This window comes from Achromobacter seleniivolatilans, assembly GCF_030864005.1.
GTDB lineage: Bacteria > Pseudomonadota > Gammaproteobacteria > Burkholderiales > Burkholderiaceae_B > Achromobacter > Achromobacter seleniivolatilans.
The window spans coordinates 2,498,162-2,522,394 of the sequence record NZ_CP132976.1; the positions used below are offsets into that span (position 1 = coordinate 2,498,162).

A 24,233-nucleotide genomic window follows, 5' to 3' on the forward strand; every position below is an offset into this window, starting at 1 on the left:
CGGCATCCCTGTTTTTCACTTCTGGATCTTCTTATGCCCGCCTTAACCCTGCCCGCCCAAGCCCCGTCCCAACTGCCTGCGCACCGCTGGAAAGTGCTTGCCGTAGGGGTGGCGGCCAACGCGGCCTTTTCCGCCGCCGCTGCCGGTTTGCCGACAACTGCTATTTTCATGCGCGCGGGCTATCAGTTGGACAACGCGCAATTAGGCTTGGCGCTCGGACTGCTGGGGCTGGGCGTGGCGCTGTTCGAACTGCCCTGGGGTCTGTTGACCGACCGTTGGGGAGACCGCCCGGTACTGTTGACAGGCCTGGGCGCTACCGCCGCTGCGCTTGCCTGGATGAGCGTCTTTGCCTCGCCGGCCCACGGCGTCGCACCCAGCCTGTGGCTGCTTGCGCTGGGACTGGTGCTGGTAGGCGCGTTGGGAGGCAGCGTCAACGGCGCGAGCGGCCGCGCGGTGATGGCGTGGTTTGGCGAAGGCGAACGGGGCCTGGCGATGAGCATTCGCCAAACCGCTGTGCCGCTTGGCGGCGGACTGGGCGCGCTATTGCTGCCCTGGCTGGCGGCGCGGTCGGGCTTTGGCGCCGTGTACGGTGTGTTGGCGCTGATGTGCGGCCTGGCGGCGCTATCGGCCCTGTGCTGGCTGCGCGAACCTGCGCATCTGGCCAATGCCCCGGCAGAACGCGGCGCTGCCGCCACTCCATTACGCGACACCCGGGTCTGGCGGGCAGCGGTGGCCATTGGCGTGATGTGCTGTCCGCAGTTCGCCGTGCTGACGTTTGCCACGGTGTTCCTGCACGATTTCAGCCACGCGGGCATCGGCACACTGACCGGCGTCATGGTGGCGGTGCAACTGGGCGCGATGGTGGCGCGCATTGCGAGCGGACGCTGGACGGATCGCCATGGCAACCGGCGCGGATATTTGCGCGGCTGCGCGTGGTTGAGCTTTCTGCTGTTTGCAGCGCTGGGCGCGTTGGCCTGGGCTGTCAGCGGGTCAGCCAGCACGCCCGCCGCCGTCATCAGCGTGGCTGTGCTGCTCGCCGCAGCGGGCATCTGCGCATCCGCTTGGCATGGTGTCGCTTACACCGAACTGGCGACGCTTGCAGGAGCATCGCGCGCGGGCACGGCGCTGGGCATGGCGAATAGTTGCGTCTATCTGGGGCTGTTCCTGACGCCGCTTGCCATTCCGCATGTAGCCGCCGTCGCTTCCTGGCCCATGACTTGGGTGCTTGCCGGGTTGTGCATGTTGGCGGCGCTGCCTTTTCTGACGCGGCCGCAAAAACAGCCGGCAACTGAACGCCCAGGGCCGGCCAATCCTGGAATTTCGTGCGCGGCCACGTCAGAAACGCCGTGACCGGAAAGCAACGAAACCGCTGGGCGCTGAATCCTTCACGCGCAAGTATTCGGACTGCCGGATCGAAACGCCGCGCCCTCACAACGTGCGGACATCGCCCTCGCCCGCCCTGCGCAGCACTCCCGGCGTGCTGCCGTAAACCTGTTTGAATACCCGCGTCAGGTGCGCCTGATCTGCAAAACCCACGGCTTGCGCGGCCTGAGCCAACGGCAAACCATTGCGCAATAGCGTGCGGGCGCGTGCCACCCGCCAGTTGCGTAACCACGCCTGCGGCGGCAGGCCATAGCGGCGGGCGAACTGCTTGACCAGCGTGGTGCGATGCCGGTCCTGTGCACGGGCCAGCGCTTCCAGATCGGGTGCGCAAGCCGGATCTGCCGCCATACGTTCGCGCAGCATGGCGCAGACATCGGTAGCCGCGGGCGTAGTGGAATGACTCTGTGCCTGACCTCGCGCATGCGAGGACAACAAGGCGAACAACGCGGCCGACAGGCGCTCTCTGCGTTCAGTATCCGCGATGGCATCCGGCGTCAGTGCAGCCAGCCATTGCGCGCACAATCCGGGCGACGTAATCACTGGCCCCGGCAAGTGCGCCTCGTCGGCAAACAACGTCTGCATGTGGTCGCCGAACCAGCCTGCGTCGATATAGGCCATGCGATACGCCAGTGGTTCTGCCGAAGTGCCGCCAGTGTGAACCTGCCCCGGCGCGATCACCACCAGATCGCCCTCGCCCGCCACATACGATTCGCCATGCACCGTGAATGTGCAACGGCCATGCTCAATGGCGCCGATCGACCAGGCGTCATGAAAATGCGGCGCATAGCGATACGCGCGCAGGTCGGCAATCAGCACGTCGCCGGGCAAGCCTGCGCCGCAATGCCAGATATGTTGGGAAACCGCCATGAATGCGCCAGACGTTGCGGCTGCCTGCTTACCCGAAGTAATGCCCGTCCGATGTGAGGGAACGGGCCAGCAGCCACGCGTTACGAGGATTCTCTCCGACCCGGCGGATGGCGTACGGCCACCAATCTGCGCCAAAAGGAAGATAGACCCTGACGTTATAGCCCATGCCGCGCAGCGCCAGTTGCCAGTCTGGGCGCACGCCATAGAGCATTTCGAATTCAAAATCGTCTGGCGCCCATCCGCGTTCGCGCGCCAGCGCCATGATGGCGCCAGCCAGCCGGTCATCATGGGTGCCAAAAACGGGAAAGAACCCGGACTCCCGCGCCTCTGGCGAGAGCATGATGGACGCCGCGTCCAGATAGGCTTGATCAATTCGGGCGCGCCCGGCGTGATCCAGCGCCCGCTCTGGAAATGCGCCCTTGACCAGCCGCAGCGACGTGCGCTGGCGTATGGCCCAGGCCAGGTCCTCTGGAGTGCGCCGGCGCCGCGCCTGCAAAGTCAGGCCGGCAGGCATGCCGGCCGCCAGCAAGTCCCGATGCAGCGCGCACGTGCGGTCGCGGATGCCGGAGTCTTCCATGTCGAGCACAACCCAATCACGCCCGCCGCCTGCCGCAACGCGCGCCGCCGTGCCTATACGCCGGGCATTGGCCGCGCCCAGCGCATCGCTATGCATATAGCCAATGGCGGTAGGGTCAATGGACACATGCACATCCAGGCCCGCCGCCCCCAGGGCGCCGCAGGCTGCCTCCGCCTGCGCCACGTTGTGCTCGATGGCGGCCGGGTCCGCCACGTACTCGCCCAAATAAAACAAGGACGACCGGATTCCGTGGTGATCCCGCAACCGCAACGCGGTGCGGACCGCTGCGCCCACGTCCGCGCCGCCAACAAAGCGGCGGGCCAGCGACGAACGGGCCGCCAGGGTCCGCATGGCGCGCCCTAACGCGGAACTACGCGCCAGCGCGATGGCGGTTTTTTGGAAAATGCTCATGGTTCCCCCGGGAAAGAAAACCACTTTGCCGCGCCGGTCAGCGTTTGTATTGAACGCCCGTGAACGCAGGTTACGGCCTGCCGCTGGCCAGTCCGCTGCGCGCCACTCGGCCAAACAACGGGCGCTGTACCGTTTGCGCCAGCAACACGCCGCCCAATGTCACCAGACCGCCCAACAGGTGGTAAGCGTGCAGTTGCTCGTGCAGCATCATGAACGCGGCCAGCGCCGTGAACAACGGCAGCAGATTGATGAAGATGCTGCAACGGTTGGGGCCCAGCCGCTGCACGCCTTCGATCCACAGGAAGGACAGCAACACGGACGAGAAAATGCCGGCATAAAGAATGAGCGGAATCGTGTTCACATCCAGCGCGGCCTGGGCGGCCGGTACACGCAAGTACAAGGGGAACATATACAGCAGCGCAAAAATCGACTGCACGAACGTGGATTGCCAGGCCGGGACTGGCACCTTCCAGTGGCGCAACAGCACCCCGTACAAGGCGTAGGACAGCGCGGCCAGCAGCATCAAGCCATCGCCCACATGAATGCCATGCTGAAACACACTCAGCATGTCACCCTGCCCGACCAGGTACAGCAAACCCAGGAACGACATCACACCGCCCGCAGCCATGCCCAGCGTCAGCGGGTCGCGCAGAATCAGCACACTGAGCAGCATGCTCAATAAAGGAATCAGCGCCGTCAGGATGGCCATGTTGGTGGCCGTCGTGGTTTCGGCGGCACGGTATGACAGCGCCTGAAATACGGCTGATGACAGCGCGCCGTACAACGCCAGCTTGGGCCAATGTCGCAAGATCACCTTGCGGTTGCGCCAGGCTGGCCGGGCGGTAAACAGGCCCATCAGAAACAGCGCCAGCACCAGCCGATAAAACGTAATGGCGGTAGGCGAGATGGCGCTGGCGGCCATCTTGGACACAATGACATTGCCCGCCCAGAACAAGATGGCGAACAACGGGAACAGATAGGACATGATGATTTCGCTCGGAGGATGGGAATCGGACCCCGCTGTGCCAACCGCCGGACATGGCGGGTAGCACAGGGGGAATCGCTATCCTATTGAGCGAGAATCAGTCCGTCTGCCGACAAACTGGCAACAGCTATCGAGAAATGGACATCACGAAAAATCAGCTGTCACGTCAGGGGCGAAACGGCGCAGGATCTAACGGCAGCTCCACGCCGCCCATCTGGGCGGTCAGCAACGCGGCGCTGCCGCAGGCCAGGGTGAAGCCCAACGCGCCCTGGCCTATGTTCAGCCACAGATTGTCCGCGGCGGGGCTACGCCCGATCAGCGGCTTGCCCGTCGGTGTTGCCGGACGCAGCCCGGCCCACGGGATGGCCTGGCGCAGGTCCAGCGCCGGAAACGCTTCCTGGACCTGGCGCTTCAACAACTCGACGCGCGCGGTATCAATGTCGGCGCTGCCGCTGCCAATATCCACCATGGCCGCAATCCGCAACACGCCGCCCACACGAGCGTAGACAATGCGCCGCTCGTAATCCGTGACGCTGATGCGTGGCGCGACCGTCTCGCCATCAGCCAGCGGCACACTCAAGCTATAGCCTTTCAAGGGATACAGAGGCACATCGTGGCCCAGCGGCTTAAGCAACGAGCGCGTGCCTATGCCGGTGGCCAGCACAACGGCATCTGCGCCTATGTCGCCATCGCGCGTGTTCACCGCGACGATGCGGCGGCCTTCGCGCTGCAAGCCGGACACTGGATTGGACATGGCGCATTCCACATTGCCGAGTGCCTGCAGGCGGTCAAACAAGGCTTCGGTGAATTGGCGGCAGTCGCCAGCTTCTTCACTGGGGGTATATATCGCGCCCGCTAGTTGCTTGCCCATGGCGGCAAGCGCTGGCTCCATCGCCAGGGTCTGGGCGGCGTCCAGCACTTGCTGATCCGCGCCATGCCCCGCCTGATAGGCCACCAGCGCGCGCGCCTTGTCCAGCAAGTCTGCGCTGCGGTAGGCAATGAGCTTGCCGTTCTTCAAATGACCAAAATCCAGGTCTTCCTGCGTCAGCAAGGTATGCATGACGTCACGGCTGAGATACGACAAACCCAGCAATTGCGCAGTCGATGCCTTGGCTACCGATGCGCGGCACGCCAGCACAAATTGCAGACACCAGCGCCATTGATGCGGATCAAGCCGCGGGCGAAAGCGCAGCGGAGAATCCTGGCGCAGCAGCCAGCCGGGCACGCTGGGCAATACACCCGGACCCGCCAGCGGCGCCACATAGCTATAACTGAGCTGCCCGCCATTGGCATAGCTGGACACCTCTGCCGGCCGGGGCTGGCTGTCCACCAACACCACGTCGTGGCCCTGGCGCGCCAAGAAATAGGCCGACGTCACACCCACGACGCCAGCGCCAATTACGCAAACGCGCATACCTGTATCCAAGAAAGCGAGAAATTGCGCCTATTCTGAAACGCGCGCGGTCCAACCGGCAAATGCCAAATTCCGCATCACCCATAACAAAACATCATGTCCCGATTCAGGCGGCGCGATGCAGCTTGATAATGGCGGCCGCCGTGGGGTCTCGCACCAGATCAGCCAGCGTGTAGGCATTGAGGGCGTCATAGAACGTCTGCAAGGTCTGCGCCAGCAAACCCGACAGCCGGCAGGAACCGTCCAGCGCACAGGGCGGCTCGCGGCAGTCGATCAGCGGCCCCTGCTGTTCCAATTCGCGGATCAGGTCGCCCACCTGATAATCAGCAGCTGGGCGCGCCAGGCTCAAGCCCCCTCCCTTGCCGCGCGACGTGTTGACCCAGCCGCGCTGTGACATGAAATGCACCACCTTGACCAGATGATTGCGGGACACGCCAAAGCGCCCGGCAATTTCCGGGATGGTGACAGCGGACGGCCTGTCGCGGCATTGCGTCAGATACATCAGGACGCGCAAGCCGAAGTCGGTGAATCGGGTCAGTTGCATGGCAGGAAAAGCGGAGGCGCCTGGAGGCCCAGGTAGATCAGGCCGCCAGGATACACCGCTTAGGCGGGCGCCCCTCCGCTGCCAAACGCCTCGGCATGGATGCGATCAACGCCCACCCCCAGGTCCAGCAGGGCGGCGCGCTGCGCTTGCATGAACGGCGCCGGGCCGCACAGGTAGTAATCCGCGCCAGGGACGATAGCTTCATCGCGAATGGCCCGCAGGTCCACACGGCCGGCATGGTCGTAGTCTTGACCTTGCTGATCCTCCTGGCTGATTTCTTCATAAAACACGGCTTTGCGCACATTGCCGCGCTCCGCCGCAATACGATTGACGTGATCTTTCATGGCGTGCACCGATCGATTGCGGCAGCCATGAACAAAACGAATCTGGCGTTCGTCATTGGCGCGCACCAGATGGTTCAGGATAGACACCATGGGCGTCAGTCCGACGCCACCGCTCAACAGCACGACCGGGGCGCTGCTGTCTTCGCGCAGATGAAAATCACCCTGCGGCGGCGCCACATCCAGCACGCCTCCCTCTTCCAGCTGATCATGCAACGCATTGGACACGCGGCCTGCGGGCAATTGCCCGCTACCCGATTCGCGCTTGACCGAGATACGCAGGCGATCGTGCCCAGGCGCATCCGACAAGCTGTACTGGCGCGGCTGCATCAACCCCAATTCAGGCACATAGACGCGCACGGACACATACTGGCCCGGGCGGTATACCGGCACCGTGCCGCCATCGGAGGGCGCCAGATAGAAAGAAGTGATCTCGGCGCTTTCTATTTGCTTGCCCACCACGCGAAACGCCCGCCATCCCGTCCAGCCGCCAGGTTTGGACGCGGACTCCGCATACAGACGCGACTCCTCGGCAATCAACAGATCCGCCAACTGGCCGTAGGCAGCGCCCCAGGCGTCCACCAATTCATCGCTTGCGGCGTCACCCAACACTTCGCGGATCGAGGCCAATAGATGCTTGCCCACGATGGCGTAGTGCTCAGGCCGGATGCCCAGACTGACGTGCTTGTGCACGATGCGCGTCACTACCGGCATCAGCACCGAGGGGTCATCAATGTGTTCCGCGTACGCCGTCACCGCGCCCGCCAAGGCGTGCTGCTGCTGACCGCCCGCTTGATGCGCCTGGTTGAAGATGTGCTTGAGTTCGGGATTGTGCTCGAACATGCGCGCATAAAAATGGCGGGTCAGCGCCACGCCATGCGTCTTAAGTACAGGGGCCGTGGCTTTGACCAGCGCCCGGATTTGGGGACTCAACATCAACTGCTCCTTGATTGCGATCATGCTCGCCTTTGAACATATATTTATAATACATCTTTAAGTTCGGCCAGCAAATCCTGCGCCGCCCGCTCAGCCGGCCAACGACCGCCAGTCGCCGATCAGCTCGATAGGCGGCAAGACGCTGCCGGCACCCGCACGCCATTGAGGCGGCGCTGGGGCAAGTGACGATGCCTGCCACGCCACCGATGCCATCCAATCGTCTCCAATACGCCAGCTACAGGCGCGCCACACACCTGCCGGCGCGCACAGCGCCCATCCTCCGCCCGCTCGCGCCGCAAGGCCAACGGAAGCCATATCAGCGGGAAAATCCAGCTTTGCAGCCTTGATGAAAGACTCTTTCAGCGTCCAGAGGAGATAAAAGTGCTCCAATTGCGCCGCGCCTGACAGCCCCGACAGGGTGTGTTGTTCTACTTTGGAACACACCCATTCAGCCATCCGAAGCACGTCGCGCGGCCGGATGCGTTCGACGTCGGCTCCCACGGCAAAGCCTGCCGGCGCACGGGCGCAAATGGCGTGGCCAGCGCTATGACTGAGTGATAAAGCGCCAGGAGCAGGGAAAAATTGCCGGATATCGTGCAGCAGCGCGCGGCTGACCTGCCAGTCGGCCTGCGCTTTGCGGCTACGTATCGCTAGCGCCCGTTGGGCGTCCTCAGCGGATAAATCGTGCGCACGGTAGTGACTGGCGGCGCTTTGGTCCGCCCAGTACATGAATAGTTCCTGAATATCCACAGCAACAAGTAACAATATAATTTTGAAAACAAGCCATCCAGCCAGGGAATTTATATCGTTAGTAACGATATAAAACAAAATACTCCGACATTGGCATAGTAGAATCGCGCGCTATGTTGACGTTCTCAATCGCGCAATGGCAGGGTTGGACGCAAGGAATTGATGAGCCCACGGATTGGTTGGACTGGGCAAAACATCCTTACTGCCCCCTCGGAGATCAACGCGCGCCCCGCCTCGACTTCTTGCCACCCATGCAACGCCGCCGCCTAAGCCCGCTGGCTCGCGCGGTGTTCGAGTGCGCGTGGCCACTGGGCGAGAACCATCCCAACATGCCACTGGTCTTCGCCTCCCGTCATGGAGAAACCACCCGCAACTTTGGTTTGCTGCAATCGCTGGCGGCGGGCGAAGCGCTATCACCCACCGCGTTCGGCTTATCCGTGCACAATGCCATCGCCGCGCAGTGGTCGATCATACGCCGCGAAACCGCTGAGTCTGTCGCCCTGTCTGTCGAAGACGACGGACTGGAACACGCCTTCATCGAGGCCGCCATGCTGTTCGACCAGGGTCACAAAGATGTTTTGCTGGTGCTGGCCGAAGAGCGCCCGCCGGCCGCCTACACGCCCTGGATGGACGACGTGCCGTATACCTATGCAGCGGCGTTCCGGCTGCGCCCCGGCAACGAGTGGACGTTGACGATGTCGGCAGAGCCAGCCCACACGGACGCAAGCAGAGAACAAGTCTGGCCCAATCCGCTGAATCTGCTCCGCCACCTGACGCTGCGCACTCCCAGTTGGCACCACGCCAATCATGCCCGCCGCTGGACTTGGACACGCACCGAATGACAAGCACGACTCAACGCCGCCAGGATTTCTGGCTCTGGCGTCTGCTCGCCACTGGCGTGGCATTCACCATGTTCGGCCTGGGCGGCGTATTGCTGCGCGTCCTGGTCTTTCCGCCGCAGCGGCTTTTTCCCGGCAGCAAGCTCGATCGGCAACGCCGTGCACGCTGGGCATTGAACGGCACCTTTCGCCTGTTCATCCGGTTTATGGTCCGCGTTGGCATTCTGACGGTGGAATTCAAGGGCGCTGACCGCCTGGGCAAACCCGGTCAGATGATTCTGGCCAATCATCCGTCGCTGCTGGATGTCGTGTTTCTGGTCGGCCATGTCAAAAACGCCAATTGCATTGTCAAGCACGGGCTGGCCACCAATCCGTTTACGCGCGGCCCCATTGCCAACGCCGGCTACATCACGAATGACGAAAGCTTCGACATGTTCGACCGCGCAGCCGATGTCCTGCGCAATGGCGAAACGCTGATTGTGTTTCCCGAAGGCACGCGCACACCGCCCAATGCATTGCCGCAGTTTCATCGCGGCGCTTGCGCCATCGCGCTGCGCGGCGCAAGAATCGTGACCCCCGTGGTCATCCAGATGAACCCGCGCAGCCTGACCAAAGGCGAGCCCTGGTATCGGATTCCGCCCTGCCGCATGCGCTATGTCATTCAGGTGGGCGATGACATAGATCCCGCCACCTGGAGCAGCGCACACCCCTTGCCGATCGCGGGCCGCAAGATGAATGCCTGGCTGCATGCCTATTTCGAAGCCGAGCTGGCGCGCCTTGCGCCGGCCGGCTCCCTCATGAACGAACAATCGCCCAAGGCGATGGAAGTGGAGTCTAAGCGGGATGAATGAACTGGAATTTGAGCTGAAGACGCTCGTCATCGAGTCGCTGGGGCTGGAAGACATTACGCCTGACGATATCGAACGCGACGCTCAACTCTTCGGCGACGGATTAGGGCTGGATTCGGTCGACGCCCTGGAGCTGGGCCTTGCGCTGCAGAAGCGCTACGGCATCACCATCGATCCCGAAACACGCAATATGCGTGAACACTTCACCAGCATTGCCAGCCTGGCGGCTTTTGTCGCCGCGCAACGGCGCGCCTGATGCATAAGGAGTCCACGATGCATACCCGCGAGGACATCTTCAACACGTTGCGCGACGCGCTGGTCGAACTGTTCGAAATCGAACCGGAACGTGTCACGCCCCAAGCCAATCTGTATACAGATCTGGAAATCGACAGCATTGATGCGATTGACCTGATTGATCACGTGTGCCGTCAAACCGGCCGCAAGCTGGACGCCAACGACTTCAGAACGGTGCGCACCGTCGAAGACGTGGTCCAGGCAATGTGGCAAAAGCAGGCCCCTGACGCATGAAGCGCGGCGTTACGGCCAGCCTGGCCGTCGCCGGCGTCGCCTACCCCTTCGTCGTGCATGCGACGTTGGGACATGTCAGTCCCGCATGGCTGGCGCTGCCACTGGCCGCACTATGGCTGGCCCGCGGGCTGACCGCGCGCGGCGCCCAGGCAGGCGGCCGCTTGCTGCCAGCCGTGGCCGTTATCTTCTGCCTGATCCTGGCCGTATCGAATTCGGAGGCCTGGCTGCGCTGGTATCCCGTGCTGGTCAACGCCATGATGCTCGTCATTTTCGGCGCCAGCTTGCGGGTCGGCCGTCCGGTGATTGAACAACTGGCAAGACTGCGTCACCCCAACCTGCCGCCAGAAGGCATACGCTACACGCGTAATGTGACGCGCGCGTGGTGCCTCTTTTTCGCCCTGAACGGCGCCATCGCAGCTGCCTTGGCCGCCTGGGCGCCCTGGAGCTGGTGGCTGGCCTATAACGGCGCAGTCAGTTATGCACTGATGGGCTTGTTGATGGCCGGTGAATGGCTGCTCCGCCCTGCCGCGGCCAAAGCGGCATGACTATGACCCCACTGACCCGACTGCTGCTGCCGGTATCCGGCCCCGCAGACAACGTTATCGCAGACGCCCCACTGCTGACCCGCAATGCGTTCTCGCACGCCAGTTTGCTGGCCGCGGCAGCATTGCAGGCCCGCGCCCCGCGCCGAGCCGCCCTCTGGTTTGAAGATGCGGCGGCACTGGCCATCGCACTTTTCGCGTGCTGGCGCGCAGGCGTCATCGCGGTGCTGCCGGGCGACGCGCAACCGCAAACTTGCACCTCGTTGGACGCCAGTGTCGATGCGTGGTTGACGGACAGCGACCTGCCCGTTGCATCAAACCGGCAATGGCGGCTGTCAGACCTGCAGGATCAAGACGCGCTGGCGCCCGCCGAACTGGATCCATCGCTGACGCTGGTCATGTGTACCTCAGGCTCAAGCGGCAATCCCAAACATCTGAGCAAACAGTGGCGGCAACTGGCTGAAGAGGTCAACGCTTTGCAGCAGCAATGGCCGGGCGAGATCACGCCCGTGTTAGGCAGCGTGTCTGCCCAACACATGTACGGCCTGCCTTTTCGGGTGCTGTGGCCCTTGTGCGCCGGCAGGCAAATCGACCGTCATCAACGTCACTACCCCGAAGACCTGCAACAGGCCAGTTTGCGTTATCCGGCATTCACCTGGATCGCCAGCCCTGCGCTGCTGCGCCGGCTGGGGCAAAGACTGGACTGGGCGCAACTGCGCGGGCGGCTGACGCGCATCTATTCGTCAGGCGGCGCATTGCCGCCAGCGGTATCCGACGACATAGCATGCCAGTTGGGCCTGCGGCCCACCGAGATTTATGGCAGCTCAGAAACCGGAGCCGTCGCCTGGCGCAAGGGAGCCGCCAACTGGCAGCCGCTGCCCGGCATGACCGTCAATCTGAACACCGACGGCGCCTTGCGCGTGCAATCGCCCTGGGTCAATGCCACCGATGAACAGACGGCTGACGGCGCCCTGCTCGCGGACAACGGTTTCCAGTTGCTGGGCCGTCTGGACCGGATCATAAAAATCGAGGAAAAGCGCATTTCGCTGCCGATGCTGGAACAGTCATTGATGCAGCACCCCTATGTGACTGACGCGCGCCTGGGGCGCGCCAGCGGGGCCACCCGGCTTGCGGGCCTGATCGCTTTGTCCGCCTTAGGCCTGCACGCTTTGCGCAACCAAGGCCGCAAGACCGTCGTGGACGCATTGCGCACGCACCTGAGCACGGGATTCGAGTCACTGGCCATTCCGCGTACGTGGCGCTTGTTCCAGCATCTTCCTGGCAATGCTCAAGGGAAAATTCCCCAGGCTGAATTCGATATCGCGGCAGGCCCGCGCCCGGTGCAGCCAGCGGAAATCGAACAACCCGGCCAGCCCGCCAACGAGCGGCGCTACACGCTGGACATCCCTTTGGATCTGGCGTATTTCAGCGGTCACTTTCCATCGGCTCCCGTCGTGCCAGGCGTCGCCCAGATCAGTTGGGCGCTATCACTTGCCCAGCGCGACCTGTATCCAGGCCTTCGGTTTGGCGGCATGGAAGCGCTGAAATTCCAAAGGCTGCTCCGTCCTGGCGACACCGCGATCCTCGTATTGAGGTGGGAAGAAGCCAAACAAAAACTGTATTTCACGTGCACGGTAGATGACGCGCCTTGCTCATCGGGCCGCATTTTGCAGGCGGACGGCCATGCCGGAATATAGGCTCTGCGCCGTCATCCCGGTCTATAACCATGGCGGCACCGTGGCGGCCGTGCATGCGCAACTGGCGGCCCAAGGTTTTCCTTGCGTGCTGGTGGACGACGGCTCCAACGCGGACTGCGCGACGGCCCTGGATGCACTTTCCACGCTGCCCGACACCCATCTGGTCCGCCGGCGCATCAACGGCGGCAAGGGCGCAGCCGTGCAGGATGGTCTGCGCGCTGCGGCGGCGCTGGGTTTCACGCACGCACTGCAAGTCGATGCTGACGGCCAGCATGCGCTGCCCGACGCCGTGGCCTTTGCCAACGCATCGCGCGAGCAACCGCAGGCGGTCATTTGCGGCGCTCCCGTCTATGGCGACGACGTTCCGCGCAGCCGCCTGTATGGACGTTGGCTGACGCGCGTCTGGGTCTGGATCAATACGCTGTCGCTTGATATCCCAGACGCCATGTGCGGTTTTCGCGTCTATCCGCTGGCGCATGTGCTGCCGGTAATCAACCGAGCCCACGTCGGCCGCCGTATGGATTTCGACATCGCCATTCTGGTGCGCCTGCATTGGCGCGGGGTGGCGATGGCTTGGCTGCCCACTCGCGTGGTGTATCCGGAAGGCGGCATTTCGCACTTCAAGGGCCTGCAAGACAACCTGCTGATCAGCCGTATGCATGCGCGGCTGTTCTTCGGCATGCTGGGCCGGTCACCCGCCCTGCTCTGGCGCCGTCTGGCACGAGGTCTGCGCTCATGACCGCTGCCGATCCCCATTGGGCCGACCAGCCCGAACGTGGCAGCCCCGCGCTTATGCGCGCCACGGCTTGGGCCGCGCGCACGCTGGGACGGCGCATTGTGGCGCCGGTTGTGTGGCTAGTGGTCCTGTACTTCTATGTCTTCGGCGGGCGGGCCCGTCGCTCGATCGCACGCTACCAGCAGCGCCTGGTGCAATCCGGCGAACTGGCCATGCCCTTGCCGCGCACCCTGCCCGTCTACCGGCAGTACCTGGCATTCGCCGAGGCCATGCTGGACAAGCTGGACGTGTGGCAAGGCAAGATCACCATGTCTGATCTGGACATGAATGATCCCGATGGCCTGCACGATCAAATGGGCACAGGCCGAGGCCAGATACTGGTGGGCTCGCATCTGGGCAATATCGAAGTCTGCCGGGCGCTGGCCGAACGCTCCGGCACCCTGCGCTTGAATGTGCTGGTTCACAGCAAGCACGCCGTGCATTTCAACCGCCTGCTCGATCAGGCGGGCGGCGGGTTGCGGATGATTCAGGTCAGCGAATTGGATGCGCCCATGATGCTGGATCTGGCGCAGCGGCTGGATCGCGGCGAATGGCTGGCCATCGCCGGTGATCGTGTGCCGCTTCAGGGCGACCGCACAACCCCAGTGAACTTTCTAGACGCCAGCGCGGAACTGCCGCAGGGCCCCTGGCTGTTGGCCGGCCTGCTGCGCTGTCCGGTAAATGTTTTGTTCTGCACCCGCCACGGCGCGCGCTACCGCGTATCGATGGAGCGCCTGACCGACGACATTGAATGGACGCGCGCCACCCGCCAGGCGCGTATCGCCCACTGGGCGCAACGCTATGCCGACCGTCTTGCGGCGCACTGCCGGCTGACGCCGTTGCAATGGTTCAACTTCTACCCTTTCTGGAAAGACGATGCGTAAACGAGGCGTCATCGGCGCTGAAGTCGAAATCCGCGTGCCCTTCTTCGACGTCGACTCGATCAACGTCGTCTGGCACGGACACTACGTCAAATATCTGGAACAGGCGCGCTGCGAGCTGCTGGATCAGTTGGGTCACAACTACGATGCCATGCGCGTCAGCGGCTATGTGTGGCCGGTGATCGACCTGCATCTGCGCTACGCGCAGCCCGCGCAATTCGGCCAACGGCTGACCGTGCGCGCCGAACTGGTGGAGTGGGAACACCGCCTGAAGATCAACTACCTGATTCTGGATGCAGCAAGCGGTCAACGGTTGACGCGAGCCACGTCCGAGCAGGTGGCCGTCTGCATCGAAACCCGTGAAATGCAGCTGGCATCGCCCGCCGCCTTCGTCAACGCCGTACAGCGCAAGCTGCAATCGCTGGAGAGTCCGGTATGAAGCCGCTATACATGGGAACGCATCTTTTCATCCGCCGTCTGCTCATGATGGCAGCGCTGGCCATATTGCCCTTGACCGCGCGCGCCTTCGATCTGAATGATCTGCAAACCCAGTTGCGCGCAACGCCCGTCGTACGCGGGCAGTTTGTGCAGCAGAAATTCCTGCGCTCGCTGCCACAGCCCCTGACCAGCCGGGGCGACTTCACACTGGCGTCAGGCCAGGGCCTGCTCTGGTTGTTGCGCACGCCTATCAAGCAAGACCTGCGTATCAACGCAAAAGGAATCTCGCGCCGCGACGAAACTGGCGCTTGGCAAAGCCTGCCGCAGCAGACCGGCTCGGGCCGTGAAAACCGCTTGTTCCTATCGGTGCTGGCTGGCGACACCACGGGCTTGCAAGAGAACTTTGACCTGGCGCTCACAGGCGAAGCCAACGCCTGGCAATTGCTGCTGACCCCCAAGTCGGTGCTGCTGCGCCAGATTTTCGACAACATCCAGATCAACGGCGGCAAGCTCGTGGACCGCATCGAACTGCGCGAAACGCAGGGCGACCGCAGCGTTCTGCAAATGACCGATGCTGTTGCCGCCGACGCGTTAAGCCCCGAGGAACAACGTGCGTTTTCAGACTGAACGCTGGCTGCCCCGGCTCTTCAAACTGGGCTTGGCGCTGGTGCTATGCGCCGGCGCCTGGCAATGCCGCAACGGGTGGCCCGTATCGGCCAATCTGATGGAACTGGTGCCGCAGGCTGCGGCGGACGCCACGCGCCAATTGGCCGAAGCCAGAATTCAAGAGCCGCTGTCCCGGCAACTGATCGCGCTGGTCGCGGCGCCTGCCGGCGCGGATTCCGCCGCGCCAGCCCGGCTGCTGGCGGAACGTTGGACCCGCAGCGGGCTGTTCTCTTCGGTTCAGGTGGAATTGAATGTGGACGTCGCCGCGCTGCGCGCGCAATTGTTGGCGGGACGTCTGGCTATGCTGCCCGCCGCCGACCGCGAGCAACTGGCATCGGACCCTGCCACCTACGCGCAACGGCGTGCTCGTGAACTGTCGGACCCCTTTTCGTCTTCGGGCCTTTTGCCCGTGGATCAGGATTGGCTGGGCCTGACGCGCCGCGCCGAACAAGCGTTGCGGCCGGGCGGCGCCGTGCAATATGACATGGGCACCGGAACGTTGCAGGCCGAGCATGGCGGCAAGCGTTGGGTGCTCGTGCGCGCCGAAACGCGTTCCGACGCTTTCGACACCGGCTCTCCCCAAGGCATTGCGCAGCAAATCGATCAAGACCGACTGGCACTCAACGCCTCTGGCGCAGAATTGCTGGTAGCCGGTGGCCCGCTGTATGCCGCAGCGGGGCGCGCTCAGGCCGTAGCGGAAAGCAGCTGGATCGGCTCGGGCGCAATGATCGGCATCATCCTGGTGCTGCTGCTGACTCTGCGGCGCGTCCGCGCACTGCTGGCCTTCGTGCCGGTCGCCGTCGGCCTGCTGACCGGCGCAGTGGCCTGCGTAGCCGTATTCGGGTCCATCCACGTGCTGACGCTCGTCATCGGCGCCAGCCTGATTGGCGTGGCGGTGGACTTCCCCATGCACTGGCTCGGAAAAAGCTACGGCATGCCCGACTGGCAAGCCTGGCCCGCTCTGCGCCGGGTCTTGCCCGGCCTGACGATCAGCCTGGCAGCCAGTCTGGTCGGCTACATCGCACTGGCCTTCACACCATTCCCCGCTTTGACGCAAACCGCCGTGTTTTCGGCCGCCGGGTTGCTGGGCGCCTATGCCTGCACCGTTTGCCAGCTTCCCGCCTGGATGAGCAACGGTTGGCAGCCGCGCCCTTGGCCGCCGCTGCTGCGGTTTGCGCAGGCAGCCCTGCTTGCACGCGAACGCCTGGCGGCCCGGCGCGCCGTGCTTGGATTGGGCGCCTTGATACTGGGCGCAGCGACGGTGGCAGGCATCAGCCGGCTCGTCATTCAAGATGATTTGCGCCAATGGCTCAGCCTGCCCGCTCCGTTATTGCAGCAAGCCCGTCAAATCGGCGAGATTACCGGCTTCATGCCCACCAGCCAGTTCTTCCTGGTGCGCGCGCCCGACACTGATGAACTCCTGCGCCGTCAGGCTCTGGTCGCCCAAAAGCTCGACCCCCTGGTCAAACGCGGCGACCTGGCTGCCTACAACTCGCTTAGCCAGTTGGTTTCGCCCGCGGCGGACCAGCGGGCGCTAGGCCAGCGTCTGGCGGCGCTTGCCGAGCAGCCAGACGTCTGGAAACCCATCACCGATCTAGGCATCCCCTTCGATGCGCTACGTGTAGAGCTTCAAGCCATGGCCACGCTACCCGTCGTCACCATCGACGGCGCGCTGCAAGGGCCCCAAGCCGAACGCTGGCGGACGCAATGGCTGGGCGTGCACAACGGCGAGGCAGCCGGCATGATCACGCTCCTGGGCTTGCGCAACACAGCGGTGCTGGAAGGCATTGCCCAAGGACTACCGGGCGTGGATCTGGTGGACCGCAGCGGCGAGCTGAATCGGATGTTTGCCGCTACCCGCATCGAGGCGGCCGAACTCAAGCTGCTTTCCTACGCCGTAGCAGCCGCGTTGCTCCTTCTGACCCTGGGACGCGCCGCCACATGGCGCATCCTGGCCGTGCCGCTGGCCGCTACGGCCTGCGCGCTGGCCGCGCTGGGTTTCCTGGGGCAGCCGCTCACCCTGTTCAGCCTGTTCGGGCTATTGCTGGTGTCCGCTATCGGTGTGGATTACGCCATCTTCATGTACGAGCGCGTCGCCGGCGCGGCGGCCAGCTTGGTCGGCATCCTGCTGGGTGCCGCCACCACGCTGCTGTCGTTCGGACTTCTGGCCATCAGTCACACCCCTGCCATCGCCAATTTTGGCTTGGCGGTCGCATTGGGCGTGGGCTTTTCGCTGTTGTGGGCTCCCTGGCTCCGTCCGCCTGTGGCGGCCTGACAGGACCTTTTTTCAATCATCCAACAAGGAAACATCCAGCATGGAACATCGGGAAGTCGTCGTCATTGGTGCGGGCCCCTCCGGCGCGGTTGCGGCGGCCCTGCTCAAGAGGCAAGGGCATGATGTGCTGATGCTGGAGCGCCAGCAATTTCCCAGGTTTTCCATCGGTGAAAGCCTGCTGGCGCACTGCCTGGAATTCGTGGAAGAAGCCGGCATGATGCCCGCCGTGCAAGCAGCGGGCTTCCAAGTCAAGAATGGCGCCGCCTTCGCGCGGGGCGATGAATACGCGTATTTCGACTTCCGCGACAAATTCACGCCCGGCCCCGGCACCACGTTCCAAGTGCAACGCGCCCATTTCGACAAGGTGCTGGCCGACGACGCCGAACGCCAAGGCGTTGAAGTGCGCTACTTGCAGGAAGTCACCGCTGCCAACTTCGAGGGCGACAGCCCACTACTGGACGTGCGCGGCGCCGACGGCAGCACCTACCAAGTGCAAAGCCAATTTGTGCTGGATGCCAGCGGCTATGGCCGCGTGCTGGCGCGTTTGCTGGATCTGGAGCGTCCGTCGTCGATGCCGCCCCGCAAAGCCATCTTTACCCATATCGAAGACCGCATCGATGACGCCGGTTTTGACCGCGAGAAGATTCTGATCAGCGTGCATCCGGAACAACCCGGCATCTGGTACTGGCTGATCCCGTTCTCCAACGGCCGTTGCTCATTCGGTGTCGTCGGCGGGCAAGACCTGTTCGGCGGGCCTGATCAGGATTTGATGGCGACGTTGCGGGCCATGGCCGACGCCGCGCCCAATCTGAAGCGCGTGCTGAAGAATGCAGTGTGGGACACCCCCGCCAACACCATCGGCGGGTATTCGGCTAGCGTCACCCGCCTGTATGGCCCCGGCTACGCGCTGTTGGGCAACGCCGCCGAATTTCTGGACCCCGTATTCTCGTCCGGCGTCACCATCGCCCTGCGCTCGTCCAAGCTGGCCACCGACGCCTTGCATCGCCAACTGAGCGGCGAACCGGTCGACTGGCAAACGGATTTCGCCGATCCGCTGATGCTAGGCGTAGAAACTTTCCGCGCCTACGTGCAAGGCTGGTACAGCGGAGAATTCCAAGATGTGGTGTTCTACCAGAACGCCCAACCAGAGATCCGGCGCATGATCAGTTCCATCCTGGCGGGTTACGCCTGGGACACCAGCAATCCGTTTGTCGCCAACCCGCAGCGCCGCCTGCGCATGCTGAGCGAATTGTGCCGCGGCGTTCAAACGCAAGCCGAACCTGCCTGATTGCCATGATGTCCGCTTCCCTGCCCTTTCTGTCCGCGTGCCGCGCCACGGCCGCCGCACTGACGCTTGCCCTGTTGGCTGGGTGCGCTGGCGCGCCCCCAGTGCCCGCTCGCGATGCCCGCTTTACGGTGCCGCGCCAGTTGCACGTGGTGCAGTCGGCGGCAGGCCAACCGCAGCAGGACACGCTGCTGGTCGTGCAACGCGAAGGCGCGGCCCTGCGCTGGTCATTGTTTGACCCGATGGGCGTGCCGCAAGCGCGGCAGATGCTGGAACACGGGCAATGGCGCAATGACGGCTTCCTGCGTCCCAACGGACAGGCGCGCAACCTGTTCGCCGCGCTCATTTTTGCGTGGACGCCCGAACAGGATCTGGATGCCGCATACGGTGCGGGCGCTTGGCGCAGCCGCGCCATCGGCGCAGGCGCCGAACGCACCTTGCAGGACCGCGGCGCAGCACGTTGGACTGTGCGCTGGACGCAGGCGTCGCAGCCAGACGTCTTTTCCATTACCAATACCGATGGCGTCACGTGGCAGATCGAACCGCTGAGGGAACAACCATGATCAGTTGGCTGGGCACGCCCGGTATCGTCTGCGCGCTTGGCGCCGGGACCGATGCCGCCGCTCGGGCCGCCTTTGCCGGCGACACAGGCGGCATGCGCGCGCAGACGGGCTGGGTTGACGGCCGCGCTTTGACGCTGGGCAGCTATGCGGGCGAGCTGCCGCCCATTGGCGATGACCTGCCCGCGCACCATCACAGCCGCAACAACCAATTGCTGCTGGCCTGCGCGGCGCAGATCGAAAATCAAATTCAACGCGCCATTGCCCGCCATGGCCCTCACCGCATCGCCGTGGTCCTTGGCACCAGCACGTCCGGCGTGAACGACAACGCCCCCGCCTTCCGCCAGCTCGCAGCCCAAGGCGCTTGGCCGGACGGTTACGACTACCGGCGCCAGGTTCTGTCTTCGCCTGCATCATTCCTGGCTGACTACCTGCGCGTAACCGGTCCTGCTTATACGCTGTCGACCGCCTGCACCTCCAGCGCGCGCGCGCTGCTGTCGGCGCGCAGACTGCTCGCATCAGGCCTGTGCGACGCCGTGATCTGCGGCGGCGCGGACACCCTATGCCGCCTGACCATCAATGGTTTTGCCACATTGGAAGCCGTGGACGATACGCGCTGTCTGCCATTTTCGGTCAACCGCCGCGGCATCAATATCGGCGAGGCCGGCGTGCTGTTCCTGATGGAACGCGAGGCCGCTGACGCGCAGGCGGTGGCGCTGTTGGGCGGTGGCGCCAGCTCCGACGCATGGCATATGTCAGCGCCGGAGCCCACTGGCGCTGGCGCGCGTCAGGCCATGCTGGCCGCCTTGGCCTCTGCGGATGTGGACGCAGCAGCCATCGGCTGGGTCAATCTGCACGGTACCGGCACGCAGCACAACGATGCGATGGAAAGCCTGGCCATGGATGCCGTATTTCCGCAAGGCGTGCCGTGCGCGTCCACCAAGGCGCTGACCGGCCACACGCTGGGCGCTGCGGGCGCAATGGAAGCCGCGCTGGCGTGGATCACGCTGTCCGAAAGCAATGCCGGCGGACACTTGCCTCCCCACGTTTGGGACGGCCAGCCAGACCCCGCTCTGCCCGCTCTGGACTTCAGCGCAGCCGGGCACCGCTACGCGCAGGGCCGGCCGCGCATTGCCATGAGCAACTCCTTCGCCTTCGGCGGCAACAACGCCAGCCTGATCCTGGGAACCCCACGATGAATGCCTGCCCCTGGCCCATTTCCAGCCTGTTGCCGCACGCCGGCAACATGATTCTGATCGACGAAGTCTGCGGTTATGACGCTGACAGCCTTACCGCCCGCGCCGTAGTCCGGCCAGGCCCCTATTCGCTGCCCGACGATACGCTGCCGCCCTGGCTGGGCATGGAATTCATGGCACAAGCCGTCGGCGCTTGGGCGGGCTGCCATGCGCGCTTGGGCGGCGAAGAGGTCAAGCTGGGCTTCCTTCTGGGTACGCGCCGGTATGAATGCCACGCCGATACGCTACCCGTCGGAACCGTACTGACTATCCGTGTTGAACGCGGCTTGATCGACGCCAGCGGCATGAGCGTCTTCGAATGCGAATTGCGCGACGCGACACGTCTGCTTGCACAGGCCAGGCTGAACGTCTATCAGCCCAAGGACCCTACCGCTTTTATCCAGGAAGAATCCCCTCAATGAGCGCTGCCCCCATCCTCGTAACCGGCTCAAGCCGCGGCATCGGCCGCGCCATTGCGCTGGCCCTGGCCGATGCAGGCCACGACCTGGTGCTGCACTGCCGCCAGCAACGCGAACAAGCCGAATCGGTGCAAGCCGAGATCCAGGCCCTGGGCCGTCAGGCCCGCATTCTGCAATTCGACGTGGCAGATCGTGCACAATGCGCCGCAACGCTGCAAGCGGACATCGACGCACATGGCGCCTATTACGGCGTGGTGCTGAATGCTGGCTTGACCCGTGACGGCGCTTTCCCCGCGCTGACGGGCGACGACTGGGATCAAGTCCTGCGTACCAATCTAGACGGCTTCTACAACGTGCTCAGCCCGCTGGCCATGCCCATGATCCGCCGCCGCGCAGCGGGCCGCGTGGTCTGCATGGCATCGGTCTCGGGCCTGGTGGGCAATCGCGGTCAGGTCAACTACAGCGCGTCCAAAGCTGGCTTGATTGGCGCCGCCAAGGCGCTGGCCGTGGAACTCGCCAAACGCCACATCACCGTGAACTGCGTGGCGCCGGGCCTGATCGATACCGACATGATCGATGAGCATGTGCCCGTCGAAGAAATTCTGAAAGCGGTGCCAGCCCAACGTATGGGCCGACCGGAAGAGGTAGCCGCCACGGTGGTGTTCCTGATGTCGCCGGGCGCCGCCTATATCACGCGGCAGGTGATCGCTGTCAACGGAGGACTGTGCTGATGAACCGCGTTGTCATTACCGGCATGGCCGGCATCAGTGCCCTGGGGTCCGATTGGGCCAGCGTCCAGCAGGCATTTCAATCAGGGCAAAGCGCCATCCGCTACATGCCGGACTGGTCGCGCTACCCCGAACTGAACACACGCCTGGCCGGCCCCGTGGCTGATTTCAAGGTGCCAGCTCACTGGACCCGCAAGCAGCTACGCAGCATGGGGCGTGTATCGCAGTTGTCGGTGCGCGCAGCAGAACTGGCGCTGACAGACGCCGGGTTGTTGGGGGACGCCAGCATTACCGACGGACGCATGGGCGTGGCCTGCGGATCGTCAGTTGGCAGTACCGCGGAAATCCGGGCATTCGGCAACATGCTGCTCAATGGCGTGACGGAAGACCTCAACGCCAACTCCTACGTCCGCATGATGCCGCACACGACAGCAGCCAACGTCGGCATCTTCTTTGAACTGAAGGGCCGCATCATTCCGACCTCCAGCGCCTGCACCTCGGGAAGCCAAGGCATAGGCTACGCCTACGAGGCGATCCGTTATGGCCGTCAGGCCATGATGCTGGCCGGCGGTTCGGAAGAATTGTGCGCCAGCGAAGCGCTGGTGTTCGATGCGCTCTACGCCACCAGCCAGCAAAACGACACACCGGAACTTACGCCACGGCCTTATGACCGCGACCGCGATGGGCTGGTAATTGGCGAAGGCGGCGGCATGCTGGTGCTGGAGTCCCTGGACCATGCAGTGGCCCGAGGCGCGCGCATCCACGCAGAAATCGTGGGCTTCGGCAGCAACTCGGATGGCACCCACATCACCCGCCCGGAAGCCACCACGATGCGCATCGCGATGGAAATGGCACTGACCGACGCATCCCTGCCGCCCGAGGCCATCGGCTACGTCAATGGCCATGGCACGGCGACGGAACAGGGCGACATCGCTGAAACACAGGCAACGCATAGCCTGTTCGGCAGCCGCATGCCTATCAGCTCACAAAAGAGCTACCTGGGCCACACGCTGGGCGCCTGCGGCGTACTGGAATCGTGGTTCAGCATCGAAATGCTCAACCGCGATTGGTACGCCCCCACGCTCAACCTGCGCAATGTCGATCCGCGCTGCGGCGAATTGGATTACCTGCAAGGCGACGGACGGCGCATGAGCAATGAGTACGTCATGAACAACAATTTCGCCTTTGGCGGAATTAACACGTCCCTTATTTTTCGCCGCTGGCCCTGACCCGGAATCGGGCGGCCAGCGCTTTGCAATCTTTCATCCTTGGAACGCACGTCATGAAGATCACCTACAAGCTGTTCGGAGCGCTTTCCCTGTCGCTCGCTTGCTCGGCGCAAGCGCTGGCCGCGGATCGCACCGTGTTTTTGCCCCTGCAACCGGCTATCGACGCCGCGCTGGCTGCGGGCAAGATCGACGGCAGCGTGAAGTTCTACCTCGCCGGCACGGGTCCCAAGGGCCAGGTGCTGGAAGAAGGCGTGGTGACCAACCGCAAGACCAACGCGTTCGCCAAGAAAGATGAAGACGCTTGCCTGTGGGTGGCCCAGTCCGCCGTAATCTCGCTGCACGAAGCCGCCAAGAAAGCGAACGCGAATGCCGTGACCAACATCGTCAGCTACTATCGCAAGAACGTTTCCACCAGCAAGACCGACTACGAATGCCATGCTGGCGCCACGGTCGCTGGCGTTGCCCTGCGCGGCGATCTGGCCCGGGTGAAGTAAACGCCATACCGGTCAGCCCGGTTTACACTTCCTGTTTGCCGCAACACCACACAAAGGTTTACCCATGAGCACTGCTACGCTCAAGACCCGCCTCTCTGATTCCGTCAAGGATGCGATGCGCGCCAAGGCCGCTGCGCGCCTGACCACGCTGCGTTTCCTGCTGGCTGCCGTCAAGCAAAAGGAAGTGGATGAACGCCGCGACCTGAACGACGCCGAGATCACCGCCATCATCGAAAAGCAGGTCAAGCAACGCCGCGAGTCCATCGCCGCGTTTGAACAGGCCGGCCGCACGGAAACGGCAGAACAGGAAAAGGCCGAATTGGTCGTGTTGCAGGAATTCCTGCCGCAAGCCGCCACGGCTGAAGAAGTGGCAGCCGCCATTGATGCCGCGCTGGCCGAAGTCGCCGCGCAAGGCGTGACGGGCGCACCCGCCATGGGCAAGGTCATGGCCTTGCTGAAGCAAGCCCTGGCTGGCCGCGCCGACATGACCGCGCTGTCGCAGCAAGTAAAGGCTCGTCTGGCTTAACGCCAGTTGGCGCTCCGCCTGCCCAGGCAGTCATTGCCTGGGCGGTAGTCTTGTCAACGC

The 24,233-nt window shown here is 63.7% G+C and carries 27 protein-coding genes; 20 read left to right on the forward strand and 7 right to left on the reverse strand.

Annotation, left to right across the window (positions count from 1 at the left end; genetic code table 11):
• Window positions 1-33 precede the first annotated feature (33 nt).
• The gene (locus tag RAS12_RS11010; RefSeq protein WP_306948211.1) at window positions 34-1,350 is read left to right on the forward strand and encodes an MFS transporter; all 1,317 of its coding nucleotides are present in this window, start codon (window positions 34-36) and stop codon (window positions 1,348-1,350) included.
• 78 nt (window positions 1,351-1,428) lie between these two features.
• Here the strand turns inward: RAS12_RS11010 and RAS12_RS11015 are convergent, their stop codons facing one another.
• The 7 genes from RAS12_RS11015 to RAS12_RS11045 all read right to left on the reverse strand — a co-directional run bounded on the left by RAS12_RS11015 (window position 1,429) and on the right by RAS12_RS11045 (window position 8,187).
• Window positions 1,429-2,250 carry a helix-turn-helix transcriptional regulator gene (locus RAS12_RS11015; RefSeq protein ID WP_306948213.1) on the reverse strand — a complete coding sequence of 274 codons (822 nt, stop codon included), beginning with the start codon at window positions 2,248-2,250 and terminating at the stop codon, window positions 1,429-1,431.
• Window positions 2,251-2,278: 28 nt separating this feature from the next.
• Entirely contained in the window at window positions 2,279-3,238 is a 960-nt protein-coding gene (locus RAS12_RS11020) for a proline dehydrogenase family protein (RefSeq protein ID WP_306948216.1), read from the reverse strand.
• A gap of 70 nt (window positions 3,239-3,308) precedes the next feature.
• The gene (locus RAS12_RS11025; RefSeq protein ID WP_306948218.1) at window positions 3,309-4,223 is read right to left on the reverse strand and encodes a DMT family transporter; all 915 of its coding nucleotides are present in this window, start codon (window positions 4,221-4,223) and stop codon (window positions 3,309-3,311) included.
• Between the two features lie 166 nt (window positions 4,224-4,389).
• Entirely contained in the window at window positions 4,390-5,637 is a 1,248-nt protein-coding gene (locus RAS12_RS11030) for a D-amino acid dehydrogenase (protein ID WP_306948220.1), read from the reverse strand.
• 106 nt (window positions 5,638-5,743) lie between these two features.
• Window positions 5,744-6,181, reverse strand: coding sequence for an Rrf2 family transcriptional regulator (locus RAS12_RS11035; RefSeq protein WP_306948222.1), 438 nt, complete (start codon window positions 6,179-6,181; stop codon window positions 5,744-5,746).
• Between the two features lie 59 nt (window positions 6,182-6,240).
• Window positions 6,241-7,458, reverse strand: coding sequence for an NO-inducible flavohemoprotein (hmpA, locus tag RAS12_RS11040; protein ID WP_306948224.1), 1,218 nt, complete (start codon window positions 7,456-7,458; stop codon window positions 6,241-6,243).
• Window positions 7,459-7,548: 90 nt separating this feature from the next.
• On the reverse strand, window positions 7,549-8,187 hold the full coding sequence (locus tag RAS12_RS11045; RefSeq protein ID WP_306948226.1) for a 4'-phosphopantetheinyl transferase family protein: 639 nt from the start codon (window positions 8,185-8,187) through the stop codon (window positions 7,549-7,551).
• A 134-nt stretch (window positions 8,188-8,321) separates the two neighbouring features.
• Between RAS12_RS11045 and RAS12_RS11050 the strand changes: the two genes are divergently transcribed.
• From RAS12_RS11050 to RAS12_RS11140, 19 genes are all read left to right on the forward strand, one after another.
• The gene (locus RAS12_RS11050; protein WP_306948227.1) at window positions 8,322-9,050 is read left to right on the forward strand and encodes a beta-ketoacyl synthase chain length factor; all 729 of its coding nucleotides are present in this window, start codon (window positions 8,322-8,324) and stop codon (window positions 9,048-9,050) included.
• Window positions 9,047-9,898, forward strand: a complete 852-nt coding sequence (locus RAS12_RS11055) for a lysophospholipid acyltransferase family protein (protein ID WP_306948229.1) — start codon at window positions 9,047-9,049, stop codon at window positions 9,896-9,898. Before RAS12_RS11050 ends, RAS12_RS11055 begins: the two co-directional genes overlap by 4 nt.
• The gene (locus tag RAS12_RS11060) at window positions 9,891-10,151 is read left to right on the forward strand and encodes a phosphopantetheine-binding protein (RefSeq protein WP_306948231.1); all 261 of its coding nucleotides are present in this window, start codon (window positions 9,891-9,893) and stop codon (window positions 10,149-10,151) included. Before RAS12_RS11055 ends, RAS12_RS11060 begins: the two co-directional genes overlap by 8 nt.
• A 17-nt stretch (window positions 10,152-10,168) precedes the next feature.
• Window positions 10,169-10,423 carry an acyl carrier protein gene (locus tag RAS12_RS11065; RefSeq protein WP_306948232.1) on the forward strand — a complete coding sequence of 85 codons (255 nt, stop codon included), beginning with the start codon at window positions 10,169-10,171 and terminating at the stop codon, window positions 10,421-10,423.
• Window positions 10,420-10,968, forward strand: a complete 549-nt coding sequence (locus RAS12_RS11070; protein ID WP_306948234.1) for a COG4648 family protein — start codon at window positions 10,420-10,422, stop codon at window positions 10,966-10,968. The genes RAS12_RS11065 and RAS12_RS11070 overlap by 4 nt, the downstream gene beginning before the upstream one ends.
• On the forward strand, window positions 10,965-12,662 hold the full coding sequence (locus RAS12_RS11075) for an ApeI family dehydratase (protein WP_306948236.1): 1,698 nt from the start codon (window positions 10,965-10,967) through the stop codon (window positions 12,660-12,662). The genes RAS12_RS11070 and RAS12_RS11075 overlap by 4 nt, the downstream gene beginning before the upstream one ends.
• Window positions 12,649-13,401: a glycosyltransferase family 2 protein gene (locus tag RAS12_RS11080; protein ID WP_306948238.1), complete on the forward strand. Its 753-nt coding sequence runs from the start codon at window positions 12,649-12,651 to the stop codon at window positions 13,399-13,401. The genes RAS12_RS11075 and RAS12_RS11080 overlap by 14 nt, the downstream gene beginning before the upstream one ends.
• Window positions 13,398-14,321 carry a lysophospholipid acyltransferase family protein gene (locus RAS12_RS11085; protein ID WP_306948240.1) on the forward strand — a complete coding sequence of 308 codons (924 nt, stop codon included), beginning with the start codon at window positions 13,398-13,400 and terminating at the stop codon, window positions 14,319-14,321. The genes RAS12_RS11080 and RAS12_RS11085 overlap by 4 nt, the downstream gene beginning before the upstream one ends.
• A complete protein-coding gene (locus RAS12_RS11090) occupies window positions 14,314-14,757 on the forward strand; it encodes an acyl-CoA thioesterase (protein ID WP_306948242.1) in 444 nt (147 codons plus the stop codon). The genes RAS12_RS11085 and RAS12_RS11090 overlap by 8 nt, the downstream gene beginning before the upstream one ends.
• A complete protein-coding gene (locus RAS12_RS11095; protein ID WP_306948245.1) occupies window positions 14,754-15,383 on the forward strand; it encodes an outer membrane lipoprotein carrier protein LolA in 630 nt (209 codons plus the stop codon). The genes RAS12_RS11090 and RAS12_RS11095 overlap by 4 nt, the downstream gene beginning before the upstream one ends.
• Window positions 15,367-17,697, forward strand: a complete 2,331-nt coding sequence (locus tag RAS12_RS11100; RefSeq protein ID WP_306948247.1) for an MMPL family transporter — start codon at window positions 15,367-15,369, stop codon at window positions 17,695-17,697. Before RAS12_RS11095 ends, RAS12_RS11100 begins: the two co-directional genes overlap by 17 nt.
• Before the next feature lie 40 nt (window positions 17,698-17,737).
• A complete protein-coding gene (locus RAS12_RS11105) occupies window positions 17,738-18,985 on the forward strand; it encodes an NAD(P)/FAD-dependent oxidoreductase (protein ID WP_306948249.1) in 1,248 nt (415 codons plus the stop codon).
• 5 nt (window positions 18,986-18,990) lie between these two features.
• Window positions 18,991-19,545: a DUF3261 domain-containing protein gene (locus tag RAS12_RS11110; protein ID WP_306948251.1), complete on the forward strand. Its 555-nt coding sequence runs from the start codon at window positions 18,991-18,993 to the stop codon at window positions 19,543-19,545.
• The gene (locus RAS12_RS11115) at window positions 19,542-20,741 is read left to right on the forward strand and encodes a beta-ketoacyl-ACP synthase (RefSeq protein WP_306948253.1); all 1,200 of its coding nucleotides are present in this window, start codon (window positions 19,542-19,544) and stop codon (window positions 20,739-20,741) included. Before RAS12_RS11110 ends, RAS12_RS11115 begins: the two co-directional genes overlap by 4 nt.
• Complete coding sequence (locus RAS12_RS11120; protein WP_306948255.1) at window positions 20,738-21,199, forward strand: hotdog family protein; 462 nt, start codon at window positions 20,738-20,740, stop codon at window positions 21,197-21,199. Before RAS12_RS11115 ends, RAS12_RS11120 begins: the two co-directional genes overlap by 4 nt.
• A complete protein-coding gene (gene fabG / locus RAS12_RS11125) occupies window positions 21,196-21,927 on the forward strand; it encodes a 3-oxoacyl-ACP reductase FabG (protein WP_306948257.1) in 732 nt (243 codons plus the stop codon). The genes RAS12_RS11120 and fabG overlap by 4 nt, the downstream gene beginning before the upstream one ends.
• Window positions 21,927-23,153: a beta-ketoacyl-ACP synthase gene (locus RAS12_RS11130; RefSeq protein ID WP_306948259.1), complete on the forward strand. Its 1,227-nt coding sequence runs from the start codon at window positions 21,927-21,929 to the stop codon at window positions 23,151-23,153. Before fabG ends, RAS12_RS11130 begins: the two co-directional genes overlap by 1 nt.
• A gap of 53 nt (window positions 23,154-23,206) precedes the next feature.
• Window positions 23,207-23,647 carry an excinuclease gene (locus RAS12_RS11135; RefSeq protein WP_306948261.1) on the forward strand — a complete coding sequence of 147 codons (441 nt, stop codon included), beginning with the start codon at window positions 23,207-23,209 and terminating at the stop codon, window positions 23,645-23,647.
• Window positions 23,648-23,711: 64 nt separating this feature from the next.
• Window positions 23,712-24,173 carry a GatB/YqeY domain-containing protein gene (locus RAS12_RS11140; protein WP_306948262.1) on the forward strand — a complete coding sequence of 154 codons (462 nt, stop codon included), beginning with the start codon at window positions 23,712-23,714 and terminating at the stop codon, window positions 24,171-24,173.
• Window positions 24,174-24,233: the final 60 nt, after the last annotated feature.